The following is a 13,062-nucleotide window of genomic DNA, read 5'->3' on the forward strand; positions in this document are numbered from 1 at the left end:
GTCTTCAGGTCGATTGTTTTATTGGGGTAGTGTTGAGCCATTGTAAGGCTTGCTGCCAAAGTGTGTTGCGGAACTGTGGACGGAAAAATCCGAAATGTCCGATACGCTTTGCATTCACTTCCGTGGGGTGGATATAACGCCGTTCCACTGCCGCGTTGCTGTAATAATCATGCATGCTGTCTATGCTGCGACGGCTCATCATTTCGTCATCGGTAAAGCTCATGCACAGTATGGGCTTGTGAATTTTATGATGGCCGGTCTGCATGGGGCTACCATCTTTCTCCACAAAATATTCAGGGCTGCGGCACCAGCGTGACCATTGATAAATCACGCCCTTGGGCAAGTCACCCACCTTGCGCATTTTTTTGCCGGGGAAATAGCCCCACAGGCGCGTGTACAGCGGGACCAGGAAATACCACATCAACCAGACAAAACGCTTCAACTGTGGGGAATTATCACGCCAGTAACCGCTGCCGCAACCTACAGTGAGCATGCCGTCTATCAGATGATTGTCGGGCACCAAACCTGGTAATTGCCCGCCCAGTGAATGACCAACGATCAGCAAGGGCACATCTGGCTGCCATTCCTTGGCTGTCTTCAGGGCGGCGTTATAGTCTTTTTCGGCCCAGTCATTGATATTTGCCTTGAAACCACGTAGCGACCCGCGATACTGGTCAGGAATGGATTCACCCATGCCGCGATAATCAAAGCTGAGCACGGCAATACCATGTTCAGCCAAAAATTCAGCGAAGGGTTCATAAAAATTCTGCTTCACCCCCATGGCTGCAGGCATGACTACCACCGACCGTATGCTGATAGCAGGTGTAAATTTTTTTGCTGTCAGCGTGGTGCCATCAGCAGTAATAATTTGTATCGTCTCCATCACAACTCCTTGCAGACTGATGCCTGAGCATTTCGTAAAAAAACCGCGCAGAAAAAGATAATCTGCGCGGTTTGATTTTTTATGCCGGTCTTGCAGCTTACATACGTTCAAAAATACCGGCAGCGCCCATACCCGTACCTACGCACATGGTGACCATGCCGTATTTGAGGTTGTTGCGATGCAGGGCATGGATAGTCGTTGCAGAACGGATCGCACCAGTTGCACCCAGTGGGTGACCCAAGGCAATCGCGCCGCCCATAGGGTTGACCTTGGCTGGGTCCAGGCCCAGGTCCTGTACCACGGCCAGGGATTGTGCTGCAAAGGCTTCATTCAATTCAAACCAGTCGATCTGGTCTTGGGTGATGCCAGCGGCACGGCATGCTGCCGGAATGGCTTCTTTAGGACCGATACCCATGATTTCTGGTGGTACGCCGCGTACTGCGAAAGAAGCGAAACGTGCCAGTGGTGTCAGGTTGAATTCTTTCAGGATTTTTTCGCTGACCAGGATCAGGGCACCTGCACCGTCAGAAGTTTGCGAGCTGTTACCTGCAGTGACGCTGCCTTTGGCGGCGAATACAGGTTTCAGTTTTGCCAGGCCTTCGATGGAGGTATCTGGACGTGCGCCTTCGTCACGGCTGACAGTGCGGGTTTTCAGTTCGATTTCGCCCGTTGCCAGGTTAGGTGCGCGATCGATGATGTCGACAGAAGTTGTCTCAGCATCAAAGTAGCCAGCGTTTTGCGCGGCGATGGCACGTTGGTGCGATTGCAGGGCAAATGCATCTTGCGCTTCGCGCGATACTTTCCATTGCTGGGCCACTTTTTCTGCTGTCAGACCCATGCCATAAGCCATGCCTACGTTTTCATCTTTCAGGATAGCCATGTTCATCGATGGACTATTGCCCATCATCGGTACCATGGACATGGATTCGACACCACCAGCAATCATGACGTCAGCCTGGCCAACGCGGATGCGGTCTGCCGCCATGGCAACAGCAGTAATGCCGGATGCGCAATAACGGTTGATGGTGACGCCACCGATGGTATTTGGCAAACCTGCCAACAAAATGCCCATGCGTGCCAGGTTCAAGCCTTGCGGGCCTTCAGGGAAAGAGCAACCAATGATCGCATCTTCAGCCAGCTTGGGATCAAGGTTGGGTACTTGTGCAAAAGCAGATTGCAGTACGCGCACCAGCAAGTCATCAGGGCGGGTGTTACGGAACATGCCACGACCAGATTTGCCGATCGGGGTACGGGTAGCAGAGACGATGTAGGCGTCTTGGAGTTGTTTAGTCATGTTAATGTACCTCGATTAGTTACGGACTGGCTTGCCAGTTTGCATCATGCCCATAATGCGCTCTTGTGTTTTTGGATGATTCAACAATTCCATAAACGCTTTGCGCTCCATGTCGAGCAACCATTGTTCGCTGACCAGGCTGCCATTATCGATGTCGCCACCGCTGACCACTTCAGCAATCATTTTGCCCAGTTTAAAATCATGTGCAGAAATGAAACCGCCATCACGCATATTGATCAGTTGTGCAGCAATTGTGGCGATACCATGACGACCAGTGACTGGCACCAGTTTGCGCATAGGGGCGCGGTAACCGGCGTCAAACATGGCGCGTGCTTCAACTTTCGCAACGTGCAGCAATTCGTAAGGGTTGAAGACAATGACGTCATCCGCAGACAAATAGCCCATTTTCTGTGCTTCCAGCGCAGATTTGGAGACCGCAGCTGTGGCTGCATTGGTGAAGTAGTTTTTCAGGAATTGCAGCAAATCTGTGCCTTTGGCATCCGCCGCGGCACGCACTGCTGCTTCTTTCAAACCACCGCCACCAGGTACCAGGCCTACGCCCACTTCAACCAGACCGATGTAAGATTCAATGGATGCTACGCGTTTGGCTGTGTGCATCATCAATTCGCAACCACCACCCAATGCCAAGCCGGATACGGCAGCAACCACAGGGATATTCGCGTATTTCAAGGCCTGATGCGCATTTTGCAGGCGGGAGATTGCTGGCTCGATTGCTTTCACACCACCGGACATGAACAATGGCAGCATGGCTTGCAAGTCAGCACCGGCTGAGAAAGCACCGCCGTCAGCAGCGTCTGCACTCCAGATGACCAGACCCTTGAAGTTTTTCTCGGCTTCGGCGATGGCTTTTTCCATGCCTTCGATAACGCCTGGGCCAATCACGTGCATCTTGGTTTTCAGTGACAGGACCAGCACGTCGTCATTCTGATGCCAGATACGGACAGATTCATCTTCAAAGAAGGTCGTACCGGCAGTTGCGCCAGTTGCCACGCCTGTGCCCAGTACCGGGGCACGGAATGCCTGACGATCGTACACAGCCAGTGTGGAACGTGGCACGTAAGTGTTGCTGGCCGGTGACCAGGAACCTTCGGCAGTATGTACGCCAGCGCGTCCGTCCAGTACCCAGGCTGGCAGCGGTGCATTGCACAGTGCCTTGCCTGCATCGATATCTTCCTTGACCCAGCCAGCAACTTCTTGCCAGCCAGATGCCTGCCATGTTTCGAACGGGCCTACATTCCAGCCAAAGCCCCAGCGCATTGCGAAGTCGATGTCGCGTGCATTGTCGGCAATCGTTGCGCCATGGACGGCGATGTAATGGAAGGCATCACGGAAAATCGCCCACAGGAACTGCGCCTGTACATTGGTCGATTCACGCAGGGTCTTCATTTTCTTGACCGGGTCTTTTTCTTTCAGCATGCGGGCGACGACGTCATCAGCCTTGGCGCCACCAGTCACGTATTGTGCTGTGGCGAAGTCCAGACGCTGAATGTCCTTGCCAACTTTTTTGTAAAAGCCTGCACCGGATTTTTGACCCAGCGCACCTGCAGCGACCAGTTTGGCCAGCACTTCAGGTGTTTTGTAGACAGCAAAGAAAGGATCATCAGACAAATTGTCTTGCATGGTCTTGATGACATGGCCCATGGTATCGAGACCAACCACGTCAGCAGTACGGAAAGTACCGGAAGAAGCACGGCCCAGTTTTTTGCCTGTCAGGTCATCGACGACATCTACAGTCAGACCAAATTTTTCTGCTTCATAAATCGTTGCCAGCATGCCGAAGATACCGACGCGGTTGGCGATGAAGTTAGGTGTATCTTTGGCGCGTACTACGCCTTTACCCAATGACGTTGTCAGGAAACCTTCAAGCTGGTCGATGATTTCTGGACGGGTAGCGACGGTAGGGATCAATTCCACCAGATGCATATAGCGTGGTGGGTTGAAGAAATGCACGCCGCAGAAACGGGCTTTCAGTTCCGCATCAAAGCCATCAGACAGGGCAGTGATGGACAGGCCGGAAGTGTTGGATGCGAAAATCGTATTCGGTGCAATGTGCGGTGAAACCTTTTTGTACAGATCATGTTTCCAGTCCATGCGTTCTGCAATGGCTTCGATGATCAGGTCGCAACCCGCCAGCACGTCGAGGTTGTCTTCGTAGTTAGCGACTTCGATGAGTGCTGCGTCATCCTTGTTACCCAGTGGCGCAGGATTGAGTTTTTTCAGATTCTCGATGGCGCGCAGGACGATGCCGTTTTTCGGACCTTCCTTGGCAGGCAAATCAAACAGCACTACAGGGATCTTTGCATTGATACAGTGAGCAGCAATTTGCGCACCCATCACGCCAGCGCCCAGAACGGCGACTTTTTTAACGATGAAATTGGTCATTTTTAACCTCAGGTAGGACGTTCCATCCTGCAAAAGCAGGATGGAACGCATGTTTGATTAGAACAAGTCAGCTTCGAGTGCCAGCAAATTGGCAGAACCAGAACGTGCCTGGCGGATCAGCATTGCTGTTTCCGGATACAAACGGGCAAAATAGAAACGCGCTGTTGCCAGTTTGGAGATATAGAATTTGTCGCCTGAATCCTGCTTTTCAAGAGCGATCTTGGCCATTTGTGCGAAGAAATAGCTGTAAACCAGATGACCGACTACGCGCAGATAAGGTACGGCAGCAGCACCGACTTCATCCGGGTTCTGGAAGGCCTTCATACCGATTTCCATGGTCAGCTTGGTGACTTTGTCGCCCAGATCAGCCAATGGTGTGATGAATTCTGCCAGTGCTTCGTTGGTGCCATTGGCTTCAACAAAAGCCTGTACCTTGGCACCAAACTTGCGCAGTTTTGCACCGTTGTCCATCAGGATTTTACGACCCAGCAAATCCAGGGACTGGATCGTATTCGTGCCTTCATAAATCATGTTGATGCGGGCATCGCGTACATATTGTTCCATACCCCATTCGGCGATAAAGCCGTGGCCACCGTAGACTTGCAGGCATTCGGAAGTCGCAGTCCATGCATTGTCGGTGATGAAGGCTTTGATGACTGGTGTCAGCAAGGCGACTTCGTCAGCGCAATCCTTACGCACTTGTTCGTCAGGATGGTTGAATTCTTTATCCAGTTGCAGAGCAACGTAGGAACAGAATGCACGTGCACCTTCAGCATAGGCTTTTGCGGTCAACAACATGCGGCGTACGTCAGCATGAACGATGATAGGGTCAGCTGGTTTGTCCGGTGCCTTAGGGCCAGACAGGCTGCGCATCTGGATACGGTCTTTGGCGTAGACCAGCGCATTTTGGTAAGCAACTTCTGTCAGACCCAGACCTTGCATACCTACGCCCAGACGTGCGGCATTCATGAACACAAACATCGCATTCAAACCCTTGTGCGGGCCACCGATGAGCCAGCCAGTTGCGCCGTCCAGATTCATCTGGCAAGTGGAATTGCCGTGGATACCCATTTTTTCTTCGATCGCGCCGCAGAAAATAGGATTTCGTTCACCGATGCTGCCATCTGCATTCGACAGGAATTTAGGAACGATGAACAGGGAAATACCTTTAGAGCCTTCTGGTGCGCCGGGCAAGCGAGCCAGTACCAGATGGATGATATTTTCAGCCATATCGTGCTCACCGGCAGAGATAAAAATCTTTGCGCCTGTGATTTTGTAGCTGCCATCAGCCTGTGGTTCTGCTTTGGAACGCAGCATGCCCAGATCAGTACCGCAATGTGGCTCGGTCAGGCACATGGTGCCAGTCCAGTCGCCAGAGATCAGCTTAGGCAGGTACAGGGATTTTTGTTCTGGTGTGCCGTGTTCATGGATACATTCGTAAGCGCCATGCGACAAGCCTGGGTACATGGACCATGCCTGGTTCGATGAATTCAACATTTCATAGAAAGAATTGTTGACCACCAGTGGCAAGCCCTGACCACCAAATTCCGGGTCGCAAGACAATGCAGGCCAGCCCGCTTCCACATATTGTTTGTAGGCTTCTTTAAAGCCTTTTGGTGTGGTGACCGTGTGGTTGGTCTTGTCGTGGTGGCAGCCTTCGCGGTCACCGGAGTGGTTCAGTGGGAACAGTACATTGGCAGTAAATTTGCCGCCTTCTTCCAAAATCTGGTTGATGATGTCGCCATCAACATCAGCGTGCTTGGGCAGCTGTTTCAATTCTTCTTCTACATTCAACAGCTCATGCAACACAAACTGCATATCACGCAATGGAGCGATATATTGACCCATGATTTTCTCCTGACGGCAAAGTTATAACGGTAAATGTGGATACTAAATTTTTTGCGGCGGTATCTGTAAAAGCCTGTCAAAGCCTATCAAATTCAGGCGGTGACCTGCACCGGCGCGTAATACTCGATCATTCGTTCAAATCCGACTTCGGCACGACCTACACTACCCGGCTTGCGCAAGAAACGCGCATCATGGTGCAGGGCTAATATGAGGCCATACATCTCATACACAATCTGTTCAGGTTCGACATCATCACGCAAATGGCCGAGTTGTATCGCCTGTGCTGCTGCACGGTGCAAGGCACCCTGCCACGCATGGACCATACCTACCAGCTCATCCCTGATGGGCCCTGCCCGGTCATCGTATTCGGCTGCACCGCTGATATAGATACAGCCAGATGCAATCTCTACCGTGACGCGCTTGACCCATAATGCAAACATGGACTGCAAACGCGGCAGACCACGTTCTTCTTTCATGCTTGGATAAAACACCTCTTGCTCGAAATGATGGTGATACAGCTTCAGCACTTCGATCTGCAAGTCTTCACGCGAACCAAAATGGGCAAACACGCCAGACTTGCTCATGTTCATCTTGTCGGCCAGCAAGCCTATGGTCAGCCCCTCAATGCCATCGCGGCTGGCAGCGTCCAGGGCTACATCCAGAATGGCGGCGCGGGTCAATTCCCCCTTGCGCATGAATTTTGATGTCATATTCATATTACATTGATTGTGTTGAGAAGATTCATGCTTACATGGACCAATATAAAAAAGTGATGCAAACAAATGAATTTATCGAACGCTCGTACTATTATGCACAGCGCATGAAATGTCAAACCAGATTCCGTCTTTAGAGGAGAGTATCTATTATGTTTTGACTCCTTTGACTCCTTTGACTCCTTTGATTCCGCTTATACCTACCTTATTATCGGTCTTGCCTGCCGTCTTCAAAACCGGATTCAAGAGTCTGAACCACGGGTCTGGTCAAGTTGCCGCCTGTCGCGCTTGGTGGGCCTGACTGTCATGGTCGCCGTCGGTTCACGGAAATACTTTCTGTCTTCTGCCACTTTGGCACGTTTTGCGGCACTTTCAGCAGTTTCTTCATACATGGTCTGGGCAACCGTTGCCGACCCGCGTATTTCCAGTATGCGCATCACCCTGACCTGCCAGACCTGCTCTGCCTGTTGTACCTCGATCAGGTCTCCGACTTTGACACTGTGGGCAGGCTTGATGCGCTGCTCGTTTTGCATGACACGGCCCAGCTCCACGGCATTGGTGGCCAGGCTGCGGGTTTTAAAGAATCTGGCTGCCCATAGCCATTTATCGATACGGGTGGTGTCACTCATGAAAATGTCGCTTTTCAATTCAGGATAATCAAACTAAATAAAACCAGTATGACGTTAAAAATACGTTCATTCTATTTTGATGCAATGTATGGCAGCTGTCAGGCAAATACAAGCCATTTTTGCCCAAACTTTGTGCATACAACAAAGCCTGTCAACAAGTTGAGCTATGTTGCACTGCGCATAGACAATAAACTGAACGACCGTACAATTCGGCAAAGTTTTGCATTAATTCATATACTTTCGCATGCTTGCCAATTTGGTCGGATCAGCTCATGAGCTCTGTTGAAGAACTAAGTGGAAAAAAGCGCGCAATTCTCATTGCCGCTGAGAAATGCTTCGCCGCACAAAGCTATGAAGGCGTCTCCATACGCGACATCGCGCATGAGGCTGGGGTACCTATCGCCCTGATTGGTTATTACTTCGGTGCCAAAAATGAGCTGTATTACGCCATCTATGAACACCACAGCGGCTATATCGCAGAACGCCTGAACGGCTTGCGTCATGCACGTCTGCATAGTCCACCCGCTGTTGCACTTGAAGCCATCATCGCCGCCTTTGTGCTACCGGTACTCAAGCTCAATGAAAAAGCCGACGGTGCCAATTTTTCACGCATGGTGATGCGCGGCGTGATTGACCAGCATGAGGCCAGCGAGCGCATCACACGCGAATTTTACGACCCCATGGCGCGTGAATTCATCGCTGCACTGCACGATGCCCTGCCCCATGCGCCCGCCGATAGCATCTACTGGAGCTATCAGTTCGCCCTGGGTGCCCTGCTGCACCACGTCGTCGATATCCGGATAGAACGCCTGTCCGACGGCCTGTGCCCCGCCCGGCAGGCTGACCTTGCCGCACCACACCTGCTGCGTTTCATTACCGATGGCATCAGGGCGGTCACGCGGGTGAATTAGTTAGGACTTACGCTAGAACTCACCCAAAATGTGTGCTTCAAGACACCACCGCTGAAAGCTGGAAAACCATAGGATGAGAAAAATTCTGAAAACAGACTTTGAATTACCGCAAAGGCAAGCATATGGGAATTTCCTGTCAAACTTGTTAGCACCCGATGCAGACTGATCATCATACAAACAAGCAACAGCAATCTCCTGTTACGGCCTACCTGCTAGCGCCTCTATTAGCACCAGTCATCTGGTTCATTGCCGGGCTTGTTAAAGACTTGTCTGGCCGTGGATTAGGTCTGACAGTACTTGGCTTCAAAGCCCTGTTCATGCTCTCGCTATGCCTGGGATCTTATGCTGTCTGCATACCCCTGTTACGCATTCTGGAAACCTTGCTACCGGCACCTGACAAGAAAACGCACGGCAATATTCTATTGGCGACAGTATTTATTACAGGCATTACGGCAGCAAGCGGATTCATCTATGCGCAACCGGGGTTTCAGGATGCCGGCGTTTTTACGCGTAATATGTCTTATCTTGGAATCATGCTGTTCATCTGTATTGGCATGTTTTTCAGCCTGAAAGGCATCTTCGCAACCACCAATCACCGAGGTTTCACTACCCGATTTACATGGATACGCAGTCTACAAAACGCTTGGGGAATCTTAAGCATGCTGCACGGGATAGTCTCCATCGTCCTGATAAGTACCGTGACTTATCTGCAATCCATTAATTTTCATGCGGACGTCTTGAGATTTCTGTCTACAAAAGACCAGCGCGCCATCTACCCGGAAGAAGTATTCCGCGCATCTGTATTCGATGTGAGTCCGAACGCCATTGTCGACTGGTGTTTTTATGCTGCCATTATCCTGGCGCTTGCAGCAATCGCGTCCTCACTGGTGGCAAAAATCCAGTCTGAAAATTCCCTGTATCGGGCCGCAGGCTGTGTTTTCGGGTGCATGGCATTTGCCATCATTGATCCCAGGCTGGCTGTCTATGCGATGGTCTTCTATGGCATCACTACTTATGCACTGCGGTTGAAAATACATTAGAACTCAAGCCCCAACTATCCAACCCTCCAATGCATCAAACACAGGCAAACCATAATTCTGCTCCCGTCTTTGCCAGCCCCATGCGGCCAGCAACAGGCATAACACAGCATCGAGCAGATCGGCGCTGCCGTCTTCTATCAGCTCATTTCTGAACTGAGTCACATCCAGTCTGATGTTCCAGGGTGTGCGACCGGCTTCCAGTGCTTCAATTATCTGCACACGTGCCTGCCTGCGTTCAGGCGTCTGTTTAGCCTTGTCGTCGCTCTTGTATGAAGCCTTGGTGATAATGCGTGCCACCATGCCGGGGTAAGCTTCCAGCGCTATGCGTTGCGGATCACCTTCATGCATGCCGGGCAGGCTGACACCCGCATCCAGCAAACGCGGGGCACCGGCGTGCAGCATGTAGGCGACGGGTGGGTTGACCCATTTCATGGAAGGTGATGATCCGGCAGGAAAGTCAGCGGCCCTATGGGCGAATTTATTGCCAGCAGGACGTGCGTCGCAAAAAGCCTTGAATTGCAGGCGCATGTCGGCTCGCGACAGGCTTTGCAAATGGCGCATCAAGGATTGCCAATTCGTTGGCCAGCCCAGATGCTCAACCAGTTCTCGCGGCAGAGAAAACGGCAGGTCAAAGCCTGCCAGCCAGGGGCCAGGCTGCCTGAGCCAGGTTTCAAACGCTGTAAATTCAGACAGGCTGGTCAGCGCCTGCAATTGCAGCACATCGGCGTGCAGGGTGCCGCTGGCAATGGTGATGCATTTGCGGCGCGTGGGTGCGGACGTGAAATCTACGCCGTACAGCTTCATCCGTAATGCCCGAATGTAACGATACGCATCAGGCCGCGATAAACCAGATAGGCAATGCCATGCCAGACGCGTTTATACCATGCACGCTTTTGCACATCGGCGGCGACAATTTCGACACCGTCTGCCAGACCCTGTTCCAGTTCATGCGACAGCGTCGCTGCAAAGTCACGGTCGCGTATGACAATATTCGCCTCATGATTAACGAACAGGCTCAGGCCATCAAAATTGCTGGACCCCACGGTCGCCCAGTCTTCATCCACTACGGCTACCTTGGCGTGCAACTGGGTTTTTCTATATTCAACGATACGCACGCCTGCCTGTAACAGACGGCCATAAAAAGATTGTGCTACTGCATCCTGAAGGGCAAACTGACCCACGCCCAGCAAGAGTACGACGTCAACCCCGCGTGATGCGGCAGATATCAGGGCGCGCCTGAATTTTCTGCCGGGTGCAAAATAAGGTGTCACCAGGATGGCACGTGTTCTGGCTGTGCCCAGCGCATGCAGATAGGCTTTTTGTATGGTAGTGCGGTTGCGCAAATTGTCCCGTACGACCAGCGCAGCTGCCGTGATTTGCTTGCCGCCGCGTTTGGCATCCGCATGCAGATGGCGCATCAGGGCAAAGCGCATGCGAAAATTCAAGCGACCCAGCTTGCGCCATTGTGCGTCCACTTCCAGATGCACATGGGCGACCAGTGGCCCGGTCACCCGCACGGCGAAATCCCAGCGCGGCGAAGGAAGGGCAATACCGGAGCCATCATCGGCTATGGAGTCGTCAATAATATTCAGACCACCGACCATGGCGACCTGCTGATCAACGACACAGATCTTCCTGTGGGTACGCGCCAGGCCACGTTTGAACCAGGGATTGAAACAGCGGCAATCGACACCGGCATCATTGAAACGGCGGGTCAGGTCGATTGCAGCCTGACGGTCGCTACCTATCCAGTCAATGACCACCCTGACCTGCACTCCACGGGCTGCAGCCTGTATGAGGGCAGTCTGCACGGCGACGGCTGTCTGGTCGCTGGCAAAGATATAGGTTTCCAGATAAATTTCGTGACTGGCCTGATCAATTTCGCCTATCAGCGCAGGAAAAAACTGCGCACCGCTATGCAGCAGTTGTATATCATTGCCGGCAACGAAATGTAGCCTGCTCATTTAGCTTCATCAGGATTCAACAATTCCAGGCTGGCCATGATGGGTACATGGTCTGACAGCGTGGTCCAGGGAGCACCCTTGAGCACCTCGGCTTCATTGACTTTAAAGCCGCGCAAATAAACCCGGTCCAGACATAGCCATGGCAGGCCAGCAGGAAAGGTGCGGGCATGGCGCCCCTTGTTTTTGGCAAACAGGTTGCGCATGTTGCGCAACGAAAAACGCGGCATGCCATGGCGGGCATCCACATCAAAGGCTTCAAACACACCCAGTTCCTGGTACAGGGTCTGGCTCAGGCGCTGGCTCCAGTCATTGAAATCACCTGCAATCACCAGCGGCGCCTGGGCCGGCAGATCACGCTTGATAGTGTGGATCAGTGCCTGTATCTGACGGCGCCGGCTGACCGCAAACAGGCCCAGATGTATGACGAAACAGTGTACGTCCACGTCCTCTACACGTACTACGGCATGCAGAATGCCGCGCTGTTCATAGGCATGATCAGAGACATCATGGTTCACGAAAGATGCAATCGGATAGCGGCTCAGCAAGGCATTCCCATGGTGACCATGTTCATACACGGCGTTCATACCATATACGGCCTGATGCGATTGCCCGGCCAGAAAATCATGCTGACCCTCTTGCGGCCACAGCGTGTGGTTTTCTGCATGCAGGTCATGTTGCCCCTGCACTTCCTGTAGAAATACGAGGTCAGCGTCCAGCAAGTCGATGGCATCCTTGATGCCATGTATGCGTGCCTTGCGGCCAAATGCACTGACGCCCTTGTGAATATTATAGGTAGCAATGCGCAGTTTCATTGCGGTTCTCTTTAACTGGTAAGGTCGGCATGAACCCGCATCAATTCGGGTAATTGCAGAATGGCTTCAGCATTCGATGCAGAAAAACAGCGATCCGCCGCCTCGCGCCACGGCAACCACTGATACTGCAAGTGTTCGCGTGGTGCCAGGCGTATTGCGACATCTGGGCTGACGCACAGACCAAATACATGTTCGATATTGCGTGTCACGCCGGGTGCGTAACGATGGCGCCAGACCGGATAAATGTCGTACACATTCGATAATTGCCAGTCACGCAAAGTGTGTTGTGTGGCATCGATACCGGTTTCTTCAGCAACTTCACGAATGGCAGTCGCCATCAGCGCTTCGTCAGGGGTGTCTTTGGAGCCGGTGACCGATTGCCAGAAACCGGCCTTGTCGGCCCGCTCCAGCAACAATACATCCAGGGCAGACGTATAGATAACAACAAGAACAGATTCAGGTATTTTGTACTCAGGCATGGTGCTTATGGTTGCGAGGCAGAGCCATATGGATATCTTCAACAACAGCATTCTAGCGCCTTTAGCGCAAGCATTTTTGCTATTGT

General features: G+C 52.1%; 12 protein-coding genes. 2 read left to right on the forward strand and 10 right to left on the reverse strand.

Going from position 1 to position 13,062, the window contains the following annotated elements; genetic code table 11:
* Positions 1–4 precede the first annotated feature (4 nt).
* The 6 genes from ACO0LK_RS14810 to ACO0LK_RS14835 form a co-directional block, all read right to left on the reverse strand.
* On the reverse strand, positions 5–883 hold the full coding sequence (locus ACO0LK_RS14810; protein ID WP_422976275.1) for an alpha/beta fold hydrolase: 879 nt from the start codon (positions 881–883) through the stop codon (positions 5–7).
* A gap of 97 nt (positions 884–980) precedes the next feature.
* Positions 981–2,177, reverse strand: coding sequence for an acetyl-CoA C-acyltransferase (locus ACO0LK_RS14815; protein WP_422976277.1), 1,197 nt, complete (start codon positions 2,175–2,177; stop codon positions 981–983).
* A 15-nt stretch (positions 2,178–2,192) separates the two neighbouring features.
* Entirely contained in the window at positions 2,193–4,580 is a 2,388-nt protein-coding gene (locus ACO0LK_RS14820; protein ID WP_422976279.1) for a 3-hydroxyacyl-CoA dehydrogenase/enoyl-CoA hydratase family protein, read from the reverse strand.
* A gap of 57 nt (positions 4,581–4,637) precedes the next feature.
* The gene (locus ACO0LK_RS14825) at positions 4,638–6,428 is read right to left on the reverse strand and encodes an acyl-CoA dehydrogenase C-terminal domain-containing protein (protein ID WP_422976281.1); all 1,791 of its coding nucleotides are present in this window, start codon (positions 6,426–6,428) and stop codon (positions 4,638–4,640) included.
* 92 nt (positions 6,429–6,520) lie between these two features.
* Positions 6,521–7,123 carry a TetR/AcrR family transcriptional regulator gene (locus ACO0LK_RS14830; RefSeq protein ID WP_162061746.1) on the reverse strand — a complete coding sequence of 201 codons (603 nt, stop codon included), beginning with the start codon at positions 7,121–7,123 and terminating at the stop codon, positions 6,521–6,523.
* 260 nt (positions 7,124–7,383) lie between these two features.
* A complete protein-coding gene (locus ACO0LK_RS14835) occupies positions 7,384–7,770 on the reverse strand; it encodes an RNA-binding S4 domain-containing protein (RefSeq protein ID WP_422976283.1) in 387 nt (128 codons plus the stop codon).
* Between the two features lie 272 nt (positions 7,771–8,042).
* On the opposite strand from ACO0LK_RS14835, the gene ACO0LK_RS14840 reads away from it, so the two are divergent.
* Together ACO0LK_RS14840 and ACO0LK_RS14845 are read left to right on the forward strand one after the other, a co-directional pair.
* A complete protein-coding gene (locus ACO0LK_RS14840) occupies positions 8,043–8,681 on the forward strand; it encodes a TetR/AcrR family transcriptional regulator (RefSeq protein ID WP_422976285.1) in 639 nt (212 codons plus the stop codon).
* A 155-nt stretch (positions 8,682–8,836) separates the two neighbouring features.
* Positions 8,837–9,721 carry a hypothetical protein gene (locus tag ACO0LK_RS14845; RefSeq protein WP_422976287.1) on the forward strand — a complete coding sequence of 295 codons (885 nt, stop codon included), beginning with the start codon at positions 8,837–8,839 and terminating at the stop codon, positions 9,719–9,721.
* Between the two features lie 3 nt (positions 9,722–9,724).
* Here ACO0LK_RS14845 and ACO0LK_RS14850 read toward each other — a convergent pair whose 3' ends face one another.
* From ACO0LK_RS14850 to nudB, 4 genes are read right to left on the reverse strand one after another with little or no spacing between them, the layout of a single operon-like run.
* The gene (locus ACO0LK_RS14850) at positions 9,725–10,525 is read right to left on the reverse strand and encodes a DUF429 domain-containing protein (RefSeq protein WP_422976289.1); all 801 of its coding nucleotides are present in this window, start codon (positions 10,523–10,525) and stop codon (positions 9,725–9,727) included.
* A complete protein-coding gene (gene clsB / locus ACO0LK_RS14855; protein WP_422976291.1) occupies positions 10,522–11,685 on the reverse strand; it encodes a cardiolipin synthase ClsB in 1,164 nt (387 codons plus the stop codon). The genes ACO0LK_RS14850 and clsB overlap by 4 nt, the downstream gene beginning before the upstream one ends.
* A complete protein-coding gene (locus tag ACO0LK_RS14860) occupies positions 11,682–12,497 on the reverse strand; it encodes an endonuclease/exonuclease/phosphatase family protein (protein WP_422976293.1) in 816 nt (271 codons plus the stop codon). The genes clsB and ACO0LK_RS14860 overlap by 4 nt, the downstream gene beginning before the upstream one ends.
* Positions 12,498–12,508: 11 nt before the next feature.
* A complete protein-coding gene (gene nudB, locus ACO0LK_RS14865) occupies positions 12,509–12,976 on the reverse strand; it encodes a dihydroneopterin triphosphate diphosphatase (protein WP_422976295.1) in 468 nt (155 codons plus the stop codon).
* Between the last annotated feature and the right edge of the window lie 86 nt (positions 12,977–13,062).

The organism is Undibacterium sp. Ji49W (genome assembly GCF_049340205.1).
Taxonomy (GTDB): Bacteria; Pseudomonadota; Gammaproteobacteria; order Burkholderiales; family Burkholderiaceae_D; genus Undibacterium.

Coding starts and splice junctions, on each gene's coding strand:
- ACO0LK_RS14845 (WP_422976287.1), top strand. CDS start 8,837: ATGCAGACTGATCATCATACAAACAAGCAACAGCAATCTCCTGTTACG.
- nudB (WP_422976295.1), bottom strand. CDS start 12,976: ATGCCTGAGTACAAAATACCTGAATCTGTTCTTGTTGTTATCTATACG.
- ACO0LK_RS14830 (WP_162061746.1), bottom strand. CDS start 7,123: ATGCGCAAGGGGGAATTGACCCGCGCCGCCATTCTGGATGTAGCCCTG.
- clsB (WP_422976291.1), bottom strand. CDS start 11,685: ATGAGCAGGCTACATTTCGTTGCCGGCAATGATATACAACTGCTGCAT.
- ACO0LK_RS14825 (WP_422976281.1), bottom strand. CDS start 6,428: ATGGGTCAATATATCGCTCCATTGCGTGATATGCAGTTTGTGTTGCAT.
- ACO0LK_RS14840 (WP_422976285.1), top strand. CDS start 8,043: ATGAGCTCTGTTGAAGAACTAAGTGGAAAAAAGCGCGCAATTCTCATT.
- ACO0LK_RS14835 (WP_422976283.1), bottom strand. CDS start 7,770: ATGAGTGACACCACCCGTATCGATAAATGGCTATGGGCAGCCAGATTC.
- ACO0LK_RS14820 (WP_422976279.1), bottom strand. CDS start 4,580: ATGACCAATTTCATCGTTAAAAAAGTCGCCGTTCTGGGCGCTGGCGTG.
- ACO0LK_RS14860 (WP_422976293.1), bottom strand. CDS start 12,497: ATGAAACTGCGCATTGCTACCTATAATATTCACAAGGGCGTCAGTGCA.
- ACO0LK_RS14810 (WP_422976275.1), bottom strand. CDS start 883: ATGGAGACGATACAAATTATTACTGCTGATGGCACCACGCTGACAGCA.
- ACO0LK_RS14850 (WP_422976289.1), bottom strand. CDS start 10,525: ATGAAGCTGTACGGCGTAGATTTCACGTCCGCACCCACGCGCCGCAAA.
- ACO0LK_RS14815 (WP_422976277.1), bottom strand. CDS start 2,177: ATGACTAAACAACTCCAAGACGCCTACATCGTCTCTGCTACCCGTACC.